General features: G+C 71.8%; 14 protein-coding genes and 1 riboswitch. Of the genes, 12 read left to right on the top strand and 2 right to left on the bottom strand.

Annotated features, from left to right (window positions below):
* Window positions 1-50 precede the first annotated feature (50 nt).
* The 5 genes from ACIRG9_RS07585 to ACIRG9_RS07565 are packed head-to-tail and all read left to right on the top strand — an operon-like array spanning window position 51 to window position 7,432.
* Window positions 51-2,768, top strand: a complete 2,718-nt coding sequence (locus ACIRG9_RS07585) for a prenyltransferase/squalene oxidase repeat-containing protein (protein ID WP_402851661.1) — start codon at window positions 51-53, stop codon at window positions 2,766-2,768.
* Window positions 2,765-3,724 (top strand): hypothetical protein, encoded by a 960-nt coding sequence (locus ACIRG9_RS07580; RefSeq protein ID WP_402851658.1) that lies wholly within the window; start codon window positions 2,765-2,767, stop codon window positions 3,722-3,724. The genes ACIRG9_RS07585 and ACIRG9_RS07580 overlap by 4 nt, the downstream gene beginning before the upstream one ends.
* Window positions 3,721-4,884 (top strand): energy-coupling factor transporter transmembrane component T, encoded by a 1,164-nt coding sequence (locus ACIRG9_RS07575; protein ID WP_402851655.1) that lies wholly within the window; start codon window positions 3,721-3,723, stop codon window positions 4,882-4,884. The genes ACIRG9_RS07580 and ACIRG9_RS07575 overlap by 4 nt, the downstream gene beginning before the upstream one ends.
* Window positions 4,881-6,560, top strand: coding sequence for an ABC transporter ATP-binding protein (locus tag ACIRG9_RS07570; protein ID WP_402851652.1), 1,680 nt, complete (start codon window positions 4,881-4,883; stop codon window positions 6,558-6,560). Before ACIRG9_RS07575 ends, ACIRG9_RS07570 begins: the two co-directional genes overlap by 4 nt.
* Window positions 6,557-7,432, top strand: coding sequence for an ECF transporter S component (locus ACIRG9_RS07565; RefSeq protein WP_402851650.1), 876 nt, complete (start codon window positions 6,557-6,559; stop codon window positions 7,430-7,432). The genes ACIRG9_RS07570 and ACIRG9_RS07565 overlap by 4 nt, the downstream gene beginning before the upstream one ends.
* 197 nt (window positions 7,433-7,629) lie before the next feature.
* Here ACIRG9_RS07565 and ACIRG9_RS07560 read toward each other — a convergent pair whose 3' ends face one another.
* On the bottom strand, window positions 7,630-8,115 hold the full coding sequence (locus ACIRG9_RS07560) for a hypothetical protein (RefSeq protein ID WP_402851647.1): 486 nt from the start codon (window positions 8,113-8,115) through the stop codon (window positions 7,630-7,632).
* Window positions 8,116-8,150: 35 nt separating this feature from the next.
* Window positions 8,151-9,191 (bottom strand): peptidase, encoded by a 1,041-nt coding sequence (locus ACIRG9_RS07555; RefSeq protein ID WP_402851644.1) that lies wholly within the window; start codon window positions 9,189-9,191, stop codon window positions 8,151-8,153.
* Between the two features lie 101 nt (window positions 9,192-9,292).
* Window positions 9,293-9,462: riboswitch (cobalamin riboswitch) on the bottom strand.
* Window positions 9,463-9,556: 94 nt separating this feature from the next.
* Between ACIRG9_RS07555 and ACIRG9_RS07550 the strand changes: the two genes are divergently transcribed.
* The 7 genes from ACIRG9_RS07550 (at window position 9,557) to ACIRG9_RS07520 (ending at window position 16,940) form a co-directional block, all read left to right on the top strand.
* The gene (locus ACIRG9_RS07550; RefSeq protein WP_402851641.1) at window positions 9,557-11,413 is read left to right on the top strand and encodes a methylmalonyl-CoA mutase family protein; all 1,857 of its coding nucleotides are present in this window, start codon (window positions 9,557-9,559) and stop codon (window positions 11,411-11,413) included.
* Window positions 11,413-13,632, top strand: coding sequence for a methylmalonyl-CoA mutase (gene scpA / locus ACIRG9_RS07545; protein ID WP_402851638.1), 2,220 nt, complete (start codon window positions 11,413-11,415; stop codon window positions 13,630-13,632). The genes ACIRG9_RS07550 and scpA overlap by 1 nt, the downstream gene beginning before the upstream one ends.
* An 11-nt stretch (window positions 13,633-13,643) precedes the next feature.
* The gene (gene meaB / locus ACIRG9_RS07540; protein WP_402851635.1) at window positions 13,644-14,702 is read left to right on the top strand and encodes a methylmalonyl Co-A mutase-associated GTPase MeaB; all 1,059 of its coding nucleotides are present in this window, start codon (window positions 13,644-13,646) and stop codon (window positions 14,700-14,702) included.
* A 183-nt stretch (window positions 14,703-14,885) separates the two neighbouring features.
* Window positions 14,886-15,305, top strand: a complete 420-nt coding sequence (locus ACIRG9_RS07535; protein ID WP_402851632.1) for a hypothetical protein — start codon at window positions 14,886-14,888, stop codon at window positions 15,303-15,305.
* A 152-nt stretch (window positions 15,306-15,457) separates the two neighbouring features.
* Window positions 15,458-15,679, top strand: a complete 222-nt coding sequence (locus ACIRG9_RS07530; protein ID WP_402851629.1) for a hypothetical protein — start codon at window positions 15,458-15,460, stop codon at window positions 15,677-15,679.
* A gap of 353 nt (window positions 15,680-16,032) precedes the next feature.
* Complete coding sequence (locus ACIRG9_RS07525; protein WP_402851626.1) at window positions 16,033-16,359, top strand: hypothetical protein; 327 nt, start codon at window positions 16,033-16,035, stop codon at window positions 16,357-16,359.
* The gene (locus ACIRG9_RS07520) at window positions 16,359-16,940 is read left to right on the top strand and encodes a carboxymuconolactone decarboxylase family protein (RefSeq protein ID WP_402851624.1); all 582 of its coding nucleotides are present in this window, start codon (window positions 16,359-16,361) and stop codon (window positions 16,938-16,940) included. Before ACIRG9_RS07525 ends, ACIRG9_RS07520 begins: the two co-directional genes overlap by 1 nt.
* Window positions 16,941-17,054 lie beyond the last annotated feature (114 nt).

Raw genomic sequence — 17,054 nt, 5'->3', positions numbered from 1 at the left:
AGCCGGTTCGGGGTCCGCGTCTGCGCCGCTCACCCCTGGAAGAGTGCGTCATGCCGGTTCCCGCCCGCCGATCATCCCGCCTGTGGGCTTCCCTCGCGACACTGATCACGCTCGGCATCACCACGGTCGTGGTGTCCGTGCCGGCCGCGGCTGACCCGATCGAGTCGTGTACACCGGCCAACGGCGCCGTCGTCGCTGTCGATTTCCGCCCCTGGGGCGGTCAGGTGCTGCGTGGTTGTGACGCCACGCCGACCACAGGTTTCGATCTGTTGCACGAGGCGGGTTTCACCACCACCGGGACTGTCCACGACGGACCCGGATTCATCTGCCGGATCGGCAACGCCACCTTCGAAGCGGGCACCCAGTACCCCAAGCCCGACCAGGAGGCGTGCACGCTGACCCCACCCGCGACGGCCTACTGGTCCTACTGGTTCGCCCCACCCGGCCAGCGAACCTGGACCTACAGCCCGCTGGGCGCCATGGCCAAGGTGCCCGGCCACGGCGAGGTGCAGGCCTGGGTCTACGGCGGCACCGACGTGGGCGGCACCACGGGTCAGCCGACCTTCACCCCGGATGAGGTCCGCGCTGCCGGCACCACCCCGCCTGCGACCGCCACACCCACCATCGGGCCCGGCGGCCCCGGTGCCCAGCCCACCCCGGCCCAGATCGCCGCCGCGACCGCCTTCCTGGCCGGGAATCTGACCGACGGCGATCACGTGTACGACGCCGATTGGGAGACGGTCGACTTCACCCGCACCATCGTCGTGGCCACCGCGCTCGCCGCCGCGGGTGGTCAGGATCCCGCGCTGGCGAAGCTGCTCGACTACCTCGCCGCGCACGTCGACGCGGCAGTCTTCCCCGACGGCGCTGCCGCGCCCCCGAATCAGTACAACGCCGCCAGCCTGTCGCTGCTCGTCACGATCACCGGTGGCGATCCGCACACGTTCGGTGGACGCGACCTGACGGCGGTGCTCACCGACCGGGTGTGTACTGCCCTCGACCCGTTGGCAGGCTGCGCGGCCGCGGGAGACTTCGCCGGATCCTCGTCCCCGTCGGCACACGCGACAGCACTGCTGGCGCTGCGCCGCGCCGGGATCACCCCTCCGGCGTCGACGGTCGAGCGGCTGCTGCAGTGGCAGTGCGCCGGCGGCGGATTCGCTGATTCCCTGATCGCTCCTGGCGAACTGTGCACGCAGGACCCGGCGAACACCGGGACGGCGCTTCTCGCGTTGACCGTTCTCGGTGGCCACGACGCCGCGATTACCGCTGCCAGGCAGTACCTGACCGGAGCGCAGCAGCCCGGCGGCGGCTTCCTGCCCTACGTCGGTGCCGCCGCGCCCGAGACGTATGTGACGGCTCTCGCGGCGCAAGGGCTGATCGCGACCGCCGCCACCCAACCGGCTGCCGAGGCGATCGCCTTCCTCACCGCACGCATCACCGGCGACGGAGGACTCGCGGCGGACACCACGATCACCGAATCCGACCTGGTGGCAACCTCGGGGGCGGTCGCCACGCTGGCCGGAGGCAACCTCGCGACTCTGAGTCACCCGCTCGGCGGCGAGCCACCACAGGGCCCCACACCAGACCTCGCCAAGGGGGTGGAGTGGCTCGTCGGGCCGAAGCAGCTCATCGACGGCCGATATTATGAGTCGTTCCCTGGCTACCCCGACTTCGGCCTCTCCATCGACGGTGCGTTCGCCTTGGCCGCGACGGGGCGAGATGACTCGAAGCTGCGGGCGATCATCGAGTTCATCCGCGGTGGCGGCAAGGTCGGCGACAGCGAGTTCACGGTGGACAGCTGGCTGGGCGTCGGCACCTCGTACCCGTCGGGTGGCGCGATCGGCAAGGTTGCGCTCCTCGCCCAGGCCAGCGGCTATGATCCACGATCTTTCGGCGGCCATGACCTCATCGCCGCCCTCCGTGACATCACCTGCACCGGTGTTGACGCCGCCACGGGCTGTGCCGGGAAGGGAAACTACCGCTACGCCACCTCGGTGTTCTCGCAGGCTCTCGGGATCATGGCGCAGCTGCGGGCCGGGCAGCAGCAGGACGCGACCGCACCGATCGAGTACCTCAGACAGCTCCAGCGCGCGAGCGGTGCCTTCCCCAGCCTGATTCCCGCTGACGGTAGCGGAGACGAGGTCGACAGCACCGCGATGGCCGCGATGGCCTTGGCTCTGCTGACCGACGACCCGGCGGCGACCGCCGCCGTCGACAAGGCCCTCACCTGGCTCGCCGCCCAGCAGAAAGCAGGCGGCGGGTTCCCCGGCGCGGCCGGCGACTCGACCAACTCCACCGCGTTGGCCATCCAGGGCCTCACCCTGCGACGGTCCGCCTACGCCGCGCACATCGGTAAGGCGCTGGCGTTCCTGGCCGGGCAACAGAATCCCGACGGCGGGTTCAACGTCGCCTCCGACGGCCAGCCCGGCTCCGACGTGCGCGCTTCGACCCAGGTCGTCAGTGGTGCCACCGGCATCTCCTTCGGCACACTGGTCCGCGACGTGCACGACGGCGTCGACCCCACTGCCTCGCCGTCCGCGTCCCCGTCGCGGTCAACCTCGCCGTGGCCGTCGCAGACCACCGCGCGACCACCGGCATCCGGTGACACCGGGCCCGGCACCGCCGCGCCGGGTGGCCTGCCGGTCACCGGCCTTCCGCTTGCCGCGATGGTGGTGGCGGCAGCCACCGCGATCATCGTGGGCGTCGTGCTACTGCTACTCGCCCGTCAGCGACGCCGGGAGGCTGGCGCGCCCAGGGACGTGTCGTGATCCGCCGTATCGGCGCCGCCCTCGGCGCGCTGTGCGTCGTCGCCGTCGCCAGCGCCGTCCTGGCGATGCCTGCCCCGGCGTCCGCCGAGCCACTGGCGATCGGGCAGTGCACCACCACCTCCGGAGTGATCCTCGCGGTGGACTTCCGGCGGTGGGGCGGGCCGCTGATGCGGTCCTGCGGTACCACCCCGACGACCGGCTACGAGCTGCTCAACCAGGGTGGTTGGAAGACCACCGGTACGCAGCACGACGGCCCCGCGTTCATCTGCCGGATCGGTTATGCCGGCTTCAACAACGGCACCCGATACCCCACTCCGGACGACGAGAAGTGCATCCTCACCCCGCCGGCAAGCGCCTACTGGTCGTACTGGCACGCCGACCCGGGCGCGAACACCTGGCAGTACAGCCAGCTCGGTGCGATGAGCTACCGGCCGAAACCCGGCAGCGTCGACCTGTGGATCTTCGGGGGGACGAACATCGAGGGCACTGAAGGGCGGCCGACGTTCAGCCCGGACAGCGTCCGCGCGCACAACGCCACCCCCGTGACCGCCGGCCCGCCCGCCAGCAAACCGAAGGCGCCCACGCCCAAACCCCCGTCCAGCCGGCCGGCGCGTCCCGGGCCGACCGGCACCCAACCCGGCGGAACGCCTCCGTCGGTAGGCGCAGCCATCACACCCAGCGCTGCGGTCACCACCGCTTCCGCCGCCGCGTCGCCGTCGGCGACCACCACCAGCGCAAACCCCTCGGCCAGCGACGCCGCTGGTCACGCAGCGGCCGAGCCGAGCGTGGTGGACGCGTTGCCCACCCAGGCGGCGACGATCGCAGATCGTGGTTCGGCCGGCCCCCTGGTCGTCACGCTCGGCGCGGTTGCGGTGCTGGGTGTCGTCGGCGCCGCCCTGGCCCGCCGGCGTCGACGACGCGCTGACATCGACGTTGACGCCATCAACCCGCGGTGAACAGGACCCACGCGAGTCCGGGGACCACGCCAGCGGTGTCGCTGCGCGCCGCGCGGCTGCCCCGCGGCCTGCATCCCGTCGCCTGGTGGATGTGGGCGCTTGCCCTGGCCACCGCGGCCAGCCGCACGACCAACCCCCTGCTCCTCGTGTTGATCTTCGCGGTGCTCGGATTCGTCGTCACCGCTCGGCGCACCGAGGCACCCTGGGCCAGGGCGTTCCACTACTACCTGATCATGGCCCTGATCGTGATCGCGATCCGGGTCGTCTTCCGCTCGGTGTTCGCCTCCGGCATCACGCCCGAGGACCACATCCTGTTCCGGCTGCCGCAGGTGCCCACCCCGGACTGGTACGCAGGTATCCAGATCGGCGGCCCGGTGTCGCTGGAAGCGACCCTGTCCGCGGCGCTGGACGGGCTTCGCCTCGCCTGCCTGCTGTGCTGTATCGGCGCCGCGAACAGCCTCGCCAACCCGAAACGCGCCCTGAAGGCCCTACCCGGTGCCCTGTACGAGCTCGGCGTGGCCGTCACTGTCGCGTTGAATGTCGCGCCGCAGCTCGTGGAGAGCGTGCAACGAGTCGCGCGGGCCCGGCGGCTACGCGCCGGTCGATCACGGGGTCTGCGAGCGCTGCGGGCGATCGCGTTGCCGGTCCTGCACGACGCGCTCGACCGCTCGCTGCGCCTGGCCGCCGCCATGGACGCGCGCGGATACGGCCGCACCGGCACCGCGACCCGCGTGTCCCGCCGTGTCACCGGCGCGCTGATGCTCGCCGGTATGGCCGGACTCTGCGTCGGTGTGTACGGCCTGCTGGACCCGAGTGTTCCCCGACCGGTCGGGTTGGGCGGTCTCGTCACCGGGACACTGCTCAGCGTGACCGGGCTCGCCGTCGGCGGCCGACGGGTGTCGCGCAGCCGCTATCGCCCCGACCGCTGGCAGTGGCCCGAACTGGTGGTCGCCGGCTGTGGCCTGACCGCCGCCGTCGTGCTGGGCGCCGGCACCGGCTACAACCCCGCGGAGCTCAACCCGGATCTGTACCCGCTGAGCTGGCCCACGCTACCGCTGCTGCCCACCGGGGCCATTCTGGTCGCGGCGATCGCCGCCTTCGCCTCGCCCCCGCCACCCCGGCCGCTGCCCGCCATCACCCCCGCCGGAGCCCGACCGTGATCCGATTCGACCACGTCACCATCACCTACACCGGCGCGGACCGGCCCGCTCTGCGGGACGTCACCCTCAGCATCGACGAAGGCGAGCTGTGTCTCGTCGTCGGCCACACCGGCTCCGGCAAGTCCACCCTCCTCAACGCCATCAACGGTCTCGTGCCGCACTTCACCGGCGGCACCCTGGCCGGACGCGTTACCGTCGCCAGCCGTTCGACCGCCGAACACCCGCCACGCGAGTTCGCCGAACTCGTCGGCGTCGTCGGCCAGGATCCGGTGGCCGGTTTCGTCACCGACACCGTCGAGGAAGAACTCGCCTACGGCATGGAGCAGCTCGCCCTGGATCCCACCGCCATGCGCGCCCGGGTCGAAGAGACTCTCGACCTCCTCGGCCTGGCCGACCTCCGGGAACGGGGCCTGCACGAACTGTCCGGCGGGCAGCAGCAGCGAGTCGCGATCGGCGCCGCCCTCACCTCCCATCCCCGGGTCCTGGTGCTCGACGAACCGACCTCCGCACTCGACCCGACCAGCGCAGAGGACGTCCTCGCCACCATCACCCGTCTCGTCCATGACCTGGGCATCACCGTCGTGCTCGCCGAGCACCGCCTCGAACGGGTCATCCCCTACGCCGATCGACTCATCCTGGTCGACGGAGACAGCACGGTCCGGCATGGCGATCCGGCCAGCCTGCTCGCCGACAGCACGGTCGCACCGCCCATCGTGCATCTTGGACGCCTCGCCGGCTGGACACCGCCGCCGCTGTCCGTCCGCGACGCCCGCCGCCGCGCACCCGTGCTTCGCCAGCGACTGCCCGCCGTCCCACCCGCACCCCACCGGACCGCCCACTCCGCCCCGACCACCACTATGCCGGGCAGCATCACCGCGGACATCGCGCTCGCCGCAGTCGGCGTCATCGTCCGCCACGGCCCTGTCGTCGCCGTGCGGGGCGCGACCATGACCCTGCACCCCGGTCAGATCGTGGCGCTGATGGGGCGCAACGGCTCGGGCAAGTCGTCACTGTTGTGGGCGCTGCAGGGCGCCGGTCCGCGTGCCGGCGGCACCGTTCGCACCGCGGGCCGTGACCCGGCGAAGATCAAGCCGACAGAATCCCGACGCCTCGTCGGCCTCGTTCCGCAGACCGCCAGCGATCTGCTGTACCTCGACAGCGTCGGTGCTGAACTCCGGCAAGCGGACCGTGACGGCGCCCCAGCGGGAACCGCCCGACGCCTGCTCGATGAGATCGCTCCCGGCATCACCGACGCCGAGCACCCGCGTGACCTGTCCGCCGGGCAGCAACTGGCGCTGGTCCTGGCACTGCAACTCGCCGTCACCCCACGGGTGCTGCTGCTGGACGAGCCGACCCGCGGCCTCGACTACCGCGCCAAAGCCGCGCTGGTCCGCACCCTCGATCGGCTCGCCGCGCGTGGCCACGCCGTCGTCGTGGCCACCCATGACGTGGAGTTCGCCACCGCCGCAGCCGACCGGGTCGTCGTCATGGCCGCCGGCGACATCGTCACGGACGGACCCGCGCCCACGGTGCTGACCGCTTCACCCACGTTCGCCCCGCAGATCGCGAAGATCCTCGCCCCGCTGCCGTACCTCACCGTCAACCAGGTCGCCGCCGCACTTGATGCCGGCCCCGGCGCGACATCACCCGGCGATCACCTGCCGGCGCGGTCATGACGGCCATCCGCGTCCCCGCCCGCGCCACCGCCACAATCGCCCTGGCGTCATTTATCGGATTCGTCGCGTTTCTGTGGCCCTTCGTCGTCGCACCCGGCACGTTCGGTTCAACCGAAACGCCGCCGCTGATGTTCGGCGCGCTGCTCCTGCTCGTCCTCGCGGTTGTCTTCGCCGAGATCGCCGATGGCCGCATCGACGCCAAAGCCCTGGCCATGCTCGGCGTCCTGTCCGCGATCAACGCGGCGTTGCGGCCGCTGGGCGCGGGCACCGCCGGCATCGAGACTGTTTTCTTCGTCCTCGTCCTCGCCGGCCGCGTTTACGGGCCCGGCTTCGGCTTCGCGCTCGGCTGCACCTCGCTTTTCACCTCCGCGTTGCTCACCGGCGGGGTCGGCCCATGGATGCCGTACCAGATGTTCGGCTGCGCCTGGGTCGGTATGTTCGCCGGCCTGCTTCCCGCGGCCCGCGGCCGGGCCGAGATCGGGCTTCTGGCCGGCTACGCCGCGATCGCCGGATACGGCTTCGGGTTCATGCTCAACCTGTCGTTCTGGCCGTTCTCGCTCGACCCGGGCAGTTCCATCGCGTACCAGCCCGGCCTGCCCGTGCTCGAACAGTTCCAGCGGTATCTCGTCTTCTTCAGCGTCACGTCGCTGGGATGGGACACCGGCCGGGCTGTCACCACCGCCGTGCTCGTCGTCGTCACGGGTCCAGCCGTGCTCGCCGCCTTCCGCCGCGCCGCTCGCCGCGCCAATTTCCAGGCGACCGCGACGTTCACCTCCCCGGCATCCGCCCAGGCGGGGCCGGCCGATGACGGCAACGCTCTCGGCTCGCTGCGACCGGGCTCTCCGCTTGCCGGTCACCAGCACCGCCCGTGACATCAGGGTCGGATCTGCGCCAGCTTGTTCAGTTGCTGCTACGGCTACGACTGGGCGGCTACCGCAATATCGCTCACGGCTGTGGGACCTGTGTAGTTGTGCCCGGCGTACCGGGTGCCGACACCCTGCCGCCCCGTCGCGCGACGTCAGAGCGGTGGCCGACACCCGGTGCGCCAGGTCACACCGCGGACCTAGGGTCAGGGCGCGGCGATGCTCGGCGGAGCGCCCGCGCCGAAGGACCAGCCCTCGACGCTGCCCGGAGCCGGGTTGTAGCTGGTCGCACCGGAGGTGCTGTAGGACCACGAACCGCCGGGCGGCGCGTGCCAGTACGACCAGTACGCCGTGGCCGGCGGGGTGTTGACGCACGGCTCGGTCGCGGCGGTCGGCTTGCCGTTGATCCGGCAGACGAACGCCAGTCCCCAGCGTGCGGTGCCGGTCACCGTGAAGCCGGCACCTTGGAGCGCGGCCAGCCCGGTGGCCGGATCGCCGGGGGCGCACCCGACCTGGACCCCGCCACCGAGGGCGGCGTAGTCGACCACGACGGTGACCCCCGAGGTGCCGGTGCAGCCGGCGGCCTGGGCGACCCGCGGTGCGGGCTCGACGGCGGTCAGGGCGACGGCGGTGACGGCAGCGGCCAGCAGGCCGGCGAGGCGTCTACCGGTGCCGAATCGGCGAGGGAACACGAATCCTCCTGGGTGTGGACGGGAGACGGGACAGGTCACCGGCAGGGAGGGACCGGTGCGCCGGGCATGGCGTCGGTGGCGGACAGCCGGGCGTACCCGGTGCCGGTCAGGCCGAGGACGGCCTGGGCGGTGGCGCGGGCGGCGGTGTCCGGGTCGAAGGCGCCACCGTCGAAGTCGACCGCGCCCCGGTCGGCGGGCGTGCCGGCGCAGCCGACCTGGAGCCCGGCCAGGAATACGCGGGCTCGCGCCCAGGCCAGCGGTCGGCCGCCGTCGCGCAGCGCCTGCGCGGCGAGCCCGGTGCTGTTGGCGTTCGCCGTGCCGGCCGCGTTGGCGAAGCCACCGTCGGCGCGCTGCACGGACGCCAGCCAGCGCAGCCCGGCGGCGGCGTCGGCGCGGCGCCCGGCGGCCCGCAGTGCCTGCACCGCGAGCGCGGTGGCGTCCACGTCGGACGTGCAGACCGGCTGCGCGGGCAGCAACGGGTAGCCGCCGTCGGTGCACCGGGTGCCGGCCAACCAGGCAGCGGCCGCCGGGGGTACGCCCTGAGCGGTGCGGCCCAGGGCGAGGATCGCGAAGGACTGGCTGAAGGCGTTGCTGTAGTCCCCGTACGCGGACCGGTCGGTGAATCGGCCGGCGGGCGACTGGAGGGAGCGCAGCCGGGCGATCAGGTCCACCCCGCCGACGTCGGCCGGGTCACCGCCGCGTACGTCGACGGCGAGCGCGAGCTTGGCGGTGGCGCCCGCGTACGCCTCGGTGGCACCGTCGCCGATGTAGCCGTCGCGGACGTCCGGCCGGGTGACCCAGGCCAGGGCCCTGGCGCCGGAATCGTCGGCGACACCGGCGGTGGCGAAGGCGAACACCGCGTCGAGGGTCAACCCCTGGTCGGGGTACGCGACGCCGTCGAAGACCACCTCGAAGCGTTCCCCGTCAACGAGTTGCCGGGTGAGCCAGCCCGCGGCGGCCTCCGGGCGGTCGGCGGCGCGCGCGGGCGTGGCGGATGCTGGTGTGACGAGGGTGAGCGCGGTGAGGACACCGCAGAACAGGGCGAGCACGTAGTGCCGGCTCAGGCGGACGACCATCGGAAGCGCCTTTCCGGCCCGGCGGTCGTCAGAAACCCGGCCGACCGCCGTGGGGCAGGGTCGACCGGACTCCGACCCGTGGGCCACGACGGGTGGGAAGCAGGGACGATCGCGAGTGCGGCGGGTATTCGGGCTCGCCGCCGGGGTGTCTCCCACCTCGACGGCCCACCGTTGCGGGCCAGCGCCGGATTTCGACCGGACTTCCCCCGCACGCACGCGCGTTGGTTGAGTTGTCGCGACAGTCTGATCCGCCACAGCGGCCAATGTCAATATGTGAGCCGGCGGACACATCGCGTGATCGCCGGTGAAGTTGGTGTTCTCACATCCGGGCGCCGGGCGGGTTCGGCCGCCCTTACCATCCGGGCATGACAGTGCCGTCGGAGACGCTTCGGCTCGCCGCCGATTTTCCTGCCGCCACGCATGAGCAGTGGCGGCGGTTGACTCTCGGGGTGCTGCGCAAGGCCGGCCTCGCCAGCGAGGACACCCCGACCGAGGCGGTCGAGGAACTGCTGGCACATCGCGGGTACGACGACGTGACGCTCGCACCGCTGTACACCGCCGGCGACCCGACACCGGTCCCGGGACCGCCGGGGCTGTTTCCGTTCACTCGGGGCGGGCGGGCGACCGGCGCGGTGGTGGCGGGCTGGGACATCCGGCAGCGTCACGCCGACCCGGACCCGAAGGTCACCGGTGAGGCGGTCCGCGCCGACCTGGAGAACGGGGCCACTTCGCTGTGGCTGGTGCTCGGCGAGGGCGGGATGCCGCCGGCCGGCCTGTCGGCGGCCCTGGAGGGTGTCTATCTGGACCTGGCCGGGGTGGTGCTGGACGCCGGAGCCTCCGCCGTCGAGGTGGTGCCGGCGTGGTTCGCGCTGCTGGCGGACCGGGGTGGGCCAGCAGCCGAGGTGCGGGGCAATCTCGGCGTGGACCCACTCGGCTGGCGGGCGCGCACCGGGCAGCGGTGGGACGGCCCAGCCGGCGAGTGGGCCCGCCGGTGCGCGGCCGGCTTCCCGGGCCTGCGGGCGATGACGGTCGATGCCACCGGCTATCACGACGCCGGCGGCTCGGACGCGCAGGAACTCGGCTGCGCGCTGGCTACCGGCGTGGCCTACCTGCGCGAACTCACCGACGCCGGGATGGACGTGCCGGCAGCGTTGGGGCAACTGGAGTTCCGGTACGCGGCCACCGCCGACCAGTTCGCCACCATCGCGAAGCTGCGCGCCGCTCGCCGGCTGTGGGCGCGGGTGGCGCAGGTGTGCGGCGCGCCCGAGGCGGGCGCGCAGCGGCAGCACGCGGTGACGTCCACGGCGATGATGACCGCCCGCGACCCGTGGGTGAACATGCTGCGCACCACGCTGGCCTGCTTCGCCGCCGGCGTCGGCGGCGCGGATGCGGTCACGGTGCAGCCATTCGACCACCGCCTGGGCCTGCCGGACGGCTTCGCCCGGCGGATCGCCCGCAACACCCAGTCGCTGCTGCTGGAGGAGGCGAACGTGGGCCGGGTGATCGACCCGGCGGGTGGCTCGTGGTACGTCGAGCGGCACACCGAGGAACTCGCCCAGGCGGCCTGGGCGTGGTTCACCGAGATCGAGCGGGCCGGCGGGATGGCGGCGGCGCTGGACAGCGGCCTGATCGCCGACCGGCTCGCCGCGACGTGGCAGCGGCGGGCCGACAACCTGGCACACCGCAAGGACCCGCTGACCGGGGTCAGCGAGTTCCCGCACCTGCAGGAGCGGCTGCCGGCCCGTCCACCCGCGCCGGGCCCGCCCGATGGCGGGTTGCCCCGGCACCGGTACGCGGAGGCGTACGAGGCGCTGCGGGACCGGGCCGACGCGCACGCGGAGGCCACCGGCGCCCGACCCACCGTCTTCCTTGCCACCTTGGGCCCGGCGGCGGTGCACAACGCGCGGGCCGGCTTCGCCGCGAACCTCTTCGCGGCGGGCGGGGTCGCCGCCGCCCGGCCGTCGGCCGGGGACGACGATCCAGCCCGGCTCGCCGCAGAGTTCACCGCCAGCGGAGCCCGCGTCGCCTGTCTGTGTTCCTCCGACCGTGGTTACGCCGAATCCGCGGAGCCGGTGGCGCGGGCCTTGGCCGACGCCGGCGCGATCCGGGTTTGGGCGGCCGGTCGGCCCGCCGGCCATCCCGGCGTGGACGACTACCTGTACGCGGGCTGCGACGCGGTGGCAGTGCTGGAGACGACCCTGTCTGACCTGGGGGTGGCGTGATGGACGGCCGGATTCCCGATTTCTCCGGCATCGAGCTCGGCGCCCCGGTTGCCGACGCCGACCTTGGCCGCTGGCGGCACGCGGTGCGTGCCGAGATCGGCGGTGAGCCCGACGCGCTGAACTGGCAGACCCCGGAAGGTATCGCGGTCGCCCCGCTGTACACCGCCGCCGACCTCGCCGGGCTGGACTTCCTCGACACCTATCCGGGCATCGCCCCGTACCTGCGCGGCCCGTATCCGACCATGTACACCACTCAGCCGTGGACGGTCCGCCAGTACGCGGGTTTCTCCACCGCCGAGGAGTCGAATGCCTTCTACCGGCGTAACCTGGCCGCCGGGCAGAAGGGACTGTCGGTCGCCTTCGACCTGCCGACGCACCGCGGCTACGACTCCGACCACCCCCGCGTCGCCGGCGACGTGGGCATGGCCGGGGTGGCGATCGACTCCATCTACGACATGCGGCAACTGTTCGACGGCATCCCACTGGACCGGATGAGCGTGTCGATGACGATGAACGGTGCGGTGCTGCCGGTGCTGGCGCTCTACATCGTCGCGGCCGAGGAGCAGGGGGTGGCACCGGAACAGCTCTCCGGCACCATCCAGAACGACATCCTCAAGGAGTTCATGGTCCGCAACACCTACATCTACCCGCCGCAGCCGTCGATGCGGATCATCTCCGACATCTTCGCCTACACCTCGGCGCGGATGCCCCGGTTCAACTCCATCTCCATCTCGGGCTATCACATCCAGGAGGCCGGCGCGACCGCGGACCTGGAACTGGCCTACACCCTCGCCGACGGGGTCGAGTACCTGCGCGCGGGACGTGACGCCGGGCTCGACATCGACGCGTTCGCGCCCCGGCTGTCGTTCTTCTGGGCGATCGGGATGAATTTCTTCATGGAGGTCGCGAAGCTGCGGGCCGCGCGTCTGCTGTGGGCCCGCCTGGTCCGCGATTTCGGACCGAAGAATCCGAAATCGCTCAGCCTGCGGGCACACTGCCAGACCTCCGGCTGGTCACTGACCGCGCAGGACGTCTTCAACAACGTGGTCCGTACTTGTGTCGAGGCGATGGCCGCCACCCAGGGACACACCCAGTCGCTGCACACCAACGCCCTCGACGAAGCCCTGGCGCTGCCGACCGACTTCTCCGCCCGCATCGCCCGCAACACCCAACTGGTCCTCCAGCAGGAGTCCGGCACCACCCGGGTGATCGACCCCTGGGGCGGCAGCGCGTACGTGGAACGCCTCACCCACGACCTGGCCGCCCGTGCCTGGCAGCACATCCGCGAGGTCGAGGAGGCCGGCGGGATGGCCCGCGCCATCGACGAGGGCATCCCGAAGCTGCGGGTCGAGGAGGCCGCCGCCCGTACCCAGGCGCGGATCGACTCCGGCCGGCAGCCGGTGATCGGAGTCAACAAGTACCGCCCCGACGCTGATGAGCCGATCGACGTGCTCAAGGTCGACAACCGGGCGGTCCGCGCGCAGCAGGTGGAGAAGCTGCGCCGACTGCGCGCGGAACGGGACGAGGAGACCTGCACGGCGGCCCTGGACGCGCTGACCCGAGCGGCCGGTGCCGCGCTCGACGGCACCCGCGGGCCAGGGCTCGACGCAAACCTGCTCGCCCTGGCGGTCCACGCCGCGCGGGCAAAGGCCACCGTCGGGGAGATCTCCGAGGCGCTGGAGAAGGTGTACGGCCGGCACGCCGCGCAGATCCGTACCATCTCCGGGGTGTACCGGGACGAGGCGGGCGCGGTCTCCGCGATCGAGCGCGTCCGCGCCGCCACCGCGGCGTTCGCCACCGCCGAGGGGCGCCAGCCCCGCATCCTGGTGGCCAAGATGGGCCAGGACGGCCACGACCGCGGCCAGAAGGTGATCGCCACCGCCTTCGCCGACCTCGGCTTCGACGTCGACGTGGGCCCGCTGTTCCAGACCCCCGCCGAGGTGGCCCGGCAGGCTGTCGAGGCCGACGTGCACATCGTCGGAGTCTCCAGCCTGGCCGCCGGACATCTCACCCTGGTGCCGGCCCTGCGCGACGAACTGGCCGCCCTGGACCGCGACGACATCATGATCATCGTCGGGGGCGTGATCCCACCACAGGACTTCGACGCGCTGCGCGCGGCCGGCGCGGCGGCCATCTTCCCGCCCGGCACCGTCATCGCCGAGGCCGCGCTGGACCTGCTCGCCGAGCTGTCCCGACGGCTCGGTCACCCGGACGCATGAGCGGCGGCGCCGTGCGCCCTCCGGTCATCGAGGCGTACGCCGAGGGGGTGCGGGCCGGCTCGCGGGCGTGGATCGCTCGGGCCATCACCCTGGTCGAGTCCACCCGCCCCGACCATCGGGCGGCGGCGCAGCGCCTGCTGGCCGCGCTCACCCCGTACGCCGGAGGCACCCGCCGGGTCGGCATCACCGGGGTACCCGGAGTCGGCAAGTCCACCTTCATCGACGCCCTCGGCAGCCGCCTCACCGCCGACGGGCACCGGGTGGCGGTGCTCGCGGTCGACCCGTCGTCGACCCGCACCGGCGGCAGCATCCTGGGCGACAAGACCCGCATGGCCCGGCTCGCCACCGATCCGGCCGCCTTCATCCGGCCGTCGCCGACCGCCGGCACCCTCGGCGGCGTCGCCAAGGCCACCCGGGAGGCGATCGTGGTGGTCGAGGCCGCCGGCTACGACGTCGTCCTGGTCGAAACCGTCGGCGTCGGCCAGTCCGAGACCGCCGTGGCGGAAATGGTCGACACGTTCCTGCTGCTCACCCTCGCCCGCACCGGCGACCAGCTCCAGGGCATCAAGAAGGGCGTGCTGGAACTCGCCGACGTCATCGCCGTCAACAAGGCCGACGGCCCACACGTGACCGACGCCCGCCGCGCCGCCCGCGAGCTCGCCGGCGCTCTGCGCCTGCTGCACCCGGCCGACGGTGGATGGCAGCCCCCGGTGGTCACCTGCAGCGCGCTGGAACAGACCGGCCTCGACGAGGTGTGGCAGCAGATCCGCCACCACCAGGACACCCTGACCGCTTCCGGCGAGCTCGCCGAACGCCGCCGCCGGCAGCAGATCGGCTGGGTGTGGGCGATGGTCCGGGATGAGCTGCTCGACCGGCTCCGCACCCATCCCGCGGTGCGGGCGCTCGCCCCGGACGTGGAGCAGCAGGTCCTCGCGGGCACCCTCACCCCGGCACTCGCCGCCGAGCGGCTGCTGGCCAGCTTCGGCGATCCACCCGTCACACCGCGCACACCACCAGACCCGGCCCCGTCGGACAGCGGTGCTGCCAGCCGCCAACCGTCTTCCGGCTGAGCGAGGCGACGTCGTCCGGCCTTCCGGGTCAGCTACCGTGGTGGACGGTACGCAACCTGCGGGGGACAACCCCACCATGGATTGGGCGGATAACGGGATCGCGGGGATCCGGCCCGGTTCGGCAGCATCGACAGCATGCGAAGCGACAACAAGGCTCCGACGGCCGTACGAGCAGCGCTCGCTATGTGGCTGGTCGCGATCGGCGCAGGCGTCTTCGAAACGATCCTCGTGGTGCTCAGCGGCCGAGCCGGCAACGGTGCGGCCGCCGGTGTGGTGGTCCGAACCGCCGTCTTCGTCGCCGCCACTGTCGTTGCGCTGCGAATGTTCTCCGGCCGAGGGTGGGCCCGGTTGGCCCTTGTCGTGGCACTGGGGATCGGCGGCACCCTGTCGCTGGCCGTCGGTCCGGTCATGTGGCTGGCGAACGGCAATTCGCTCACCCACCTGATCGCGCAGGCTGGGATCATCGACCTGGTATTCGGTGGGAGCCGAATTGTTCACGTCGCCGCCGTACTCACCGGCTGTGTGTTGATGTTCGTGCCGTCAGCGGATGCGTACTTCCGGGCCCAGGCACATCGTCGCGTGCGAGCGGGGAGCGCCACCTGACCCGTACCGACCGGCTCGACGCTTGGAATCGTCCTGGCGATGGCCCCGACCCCGGGCTCCCTTGTGGACTTCTTTGCGCGGATGATGATCTAATTCAACCCGGTTCGCCCGATGTAGCTGGGAATTCCAGGCTACGTGGAGAAGGAGTGTGCATGCCCGTCACCGCCGACCTCACCAAGCTGGTCGACAAGGCATTCCAGGACAAGAACCTCACCGAGCTGGTCGACGCCCCGGTGTCCGCCCTCGCCGGGGTCAGCGACGGTGGCGCCAAGCTGCTCAAGGAGGCGCTCGGCATCGTCACGATCGGTGACCTCGGCCGCAACCCGTACTTCCGCACCGCCAGCGCCCTGGTTGCCCTGTCCGGCGGCAAGTAACACACCCTCCCGGCGATGCCCGGGCGGCCAGGTCCCGTGGCCGCCCGGGCATCTGCCCATTCCGGCTTCTCCGCATGGTCGGCGGTGGCCTCCTCGCGAGTGCCAGAGCGGGGAGGAACCATGACCGCTCGCCGGTGGGGTGAGGTGAGAGCTGAGGTGATGGCAGGTTGGTTCAGGTCCGGCCGGTGTAACGTCGCCGCCCCCTGATGCCGCCTTCACGGTGTACCCGTATGCGGCCACGGCGGACAGGCTGGCAGACAGGCATTTCTTGGCCGCGTGCCGTGTTTCGGTGGCGCGCAGATCGTCGTATATCTGAGGGCAAACAGCCGAGCTGCAGAGAGGCGGAGGACGCCATGCCGGACGAGGGCAAGAAGCGGGCAGCACACCGAGCGCTGGTCGATCGCATCCTGAACGGAGCGGGCAGGGCATCCACGGAGCAGCGAGCCCGTGCCTTCGGTAACGACGGCCTGTCCCCGCCGGTGGACACGCTGGTCGGCAAGGTCGCCACGAGGCCGACGCAGGTCACCGAGGCCGACTTCGCCGCGGCGAAGGCGTCGGGCTTCAGCGAGGATCAGCTGTTCGAGCTGGTGATATGCGCTGCGGTCGGCCAGTCCGCCCGGCTGTACGAGGCGGGACTGGCGGCCTTGGCCGAAGCAACCGCCAACGGAGAGGCCGGATAATGCGCCTTGACATCCTCAACCATGGCTACAGCCCCGCAACCAAGCTGTTGTTCGCGCTCATCCGGCTGGTCTCCGGGCACCCGGTGCCAGACGCGGCCAGGTTGGTCTTCTACCGGCCCGACTTCTACGGTGCCCGGGCGAAGGAGTTCACCCACGAGACGATGCGCGGGCCGTCCGCCTGGTCGGTGGGCGACCGGGAGTTGATGGCGGCCTACGTGTCCAAGGTGAACGGGTCGGCGTTCTGCGTAGCCGCGCACACCGCGACCGCTCAGCGGGCATACCAGGACGGGCCGATGGTCGCGGCGGTGCTGGCCGACCTGGAATCGGCCCCGGTGGAAGAGCCGCTGCGGGCGACGCTGCGGATGCTCGGCAAGCTCACCGTCGAAGGAAAACTCAGCGCCGAGGAGATGCGGGAAGTGCTGTCGGCCGGCGTCTCACGCGAGCAGGTTGAGGACGCGCTGGCGGTCTGCGTCGCGTTCAACACGACCGCTCGGCTCGGCGACGCCTTCGACTTCGAGGTGCTGAGCCCCGAGGGCTTCGAGGCAGGAGCCAAGTACCTGCTCAAGCGAGGCTACCGATAGCGCGTGCAGTGCCCGTCGCGTCGACATCACCAGTCGTCGACCGTCCTATTTCGCGCAGGGTTGAACTCGATCTCCGGGATCGTTCACCGGATGCTCGCATTCCCGGCGTGGCAT

Source organism: Micromonospora sp. NPDC093277 (assembly GCF_044765245.1).
Classification (GTDB): Bacteria; Actinomycetota; Actinomycetes; order Mycobacteriales; family Micromonosporaceae; genus Micromonospora.
The sequence above is the reverse complement of the archived record's forward strand: the minus strand, read 5'-3'. Positions and strand labels throughout refer to the sequence as shown.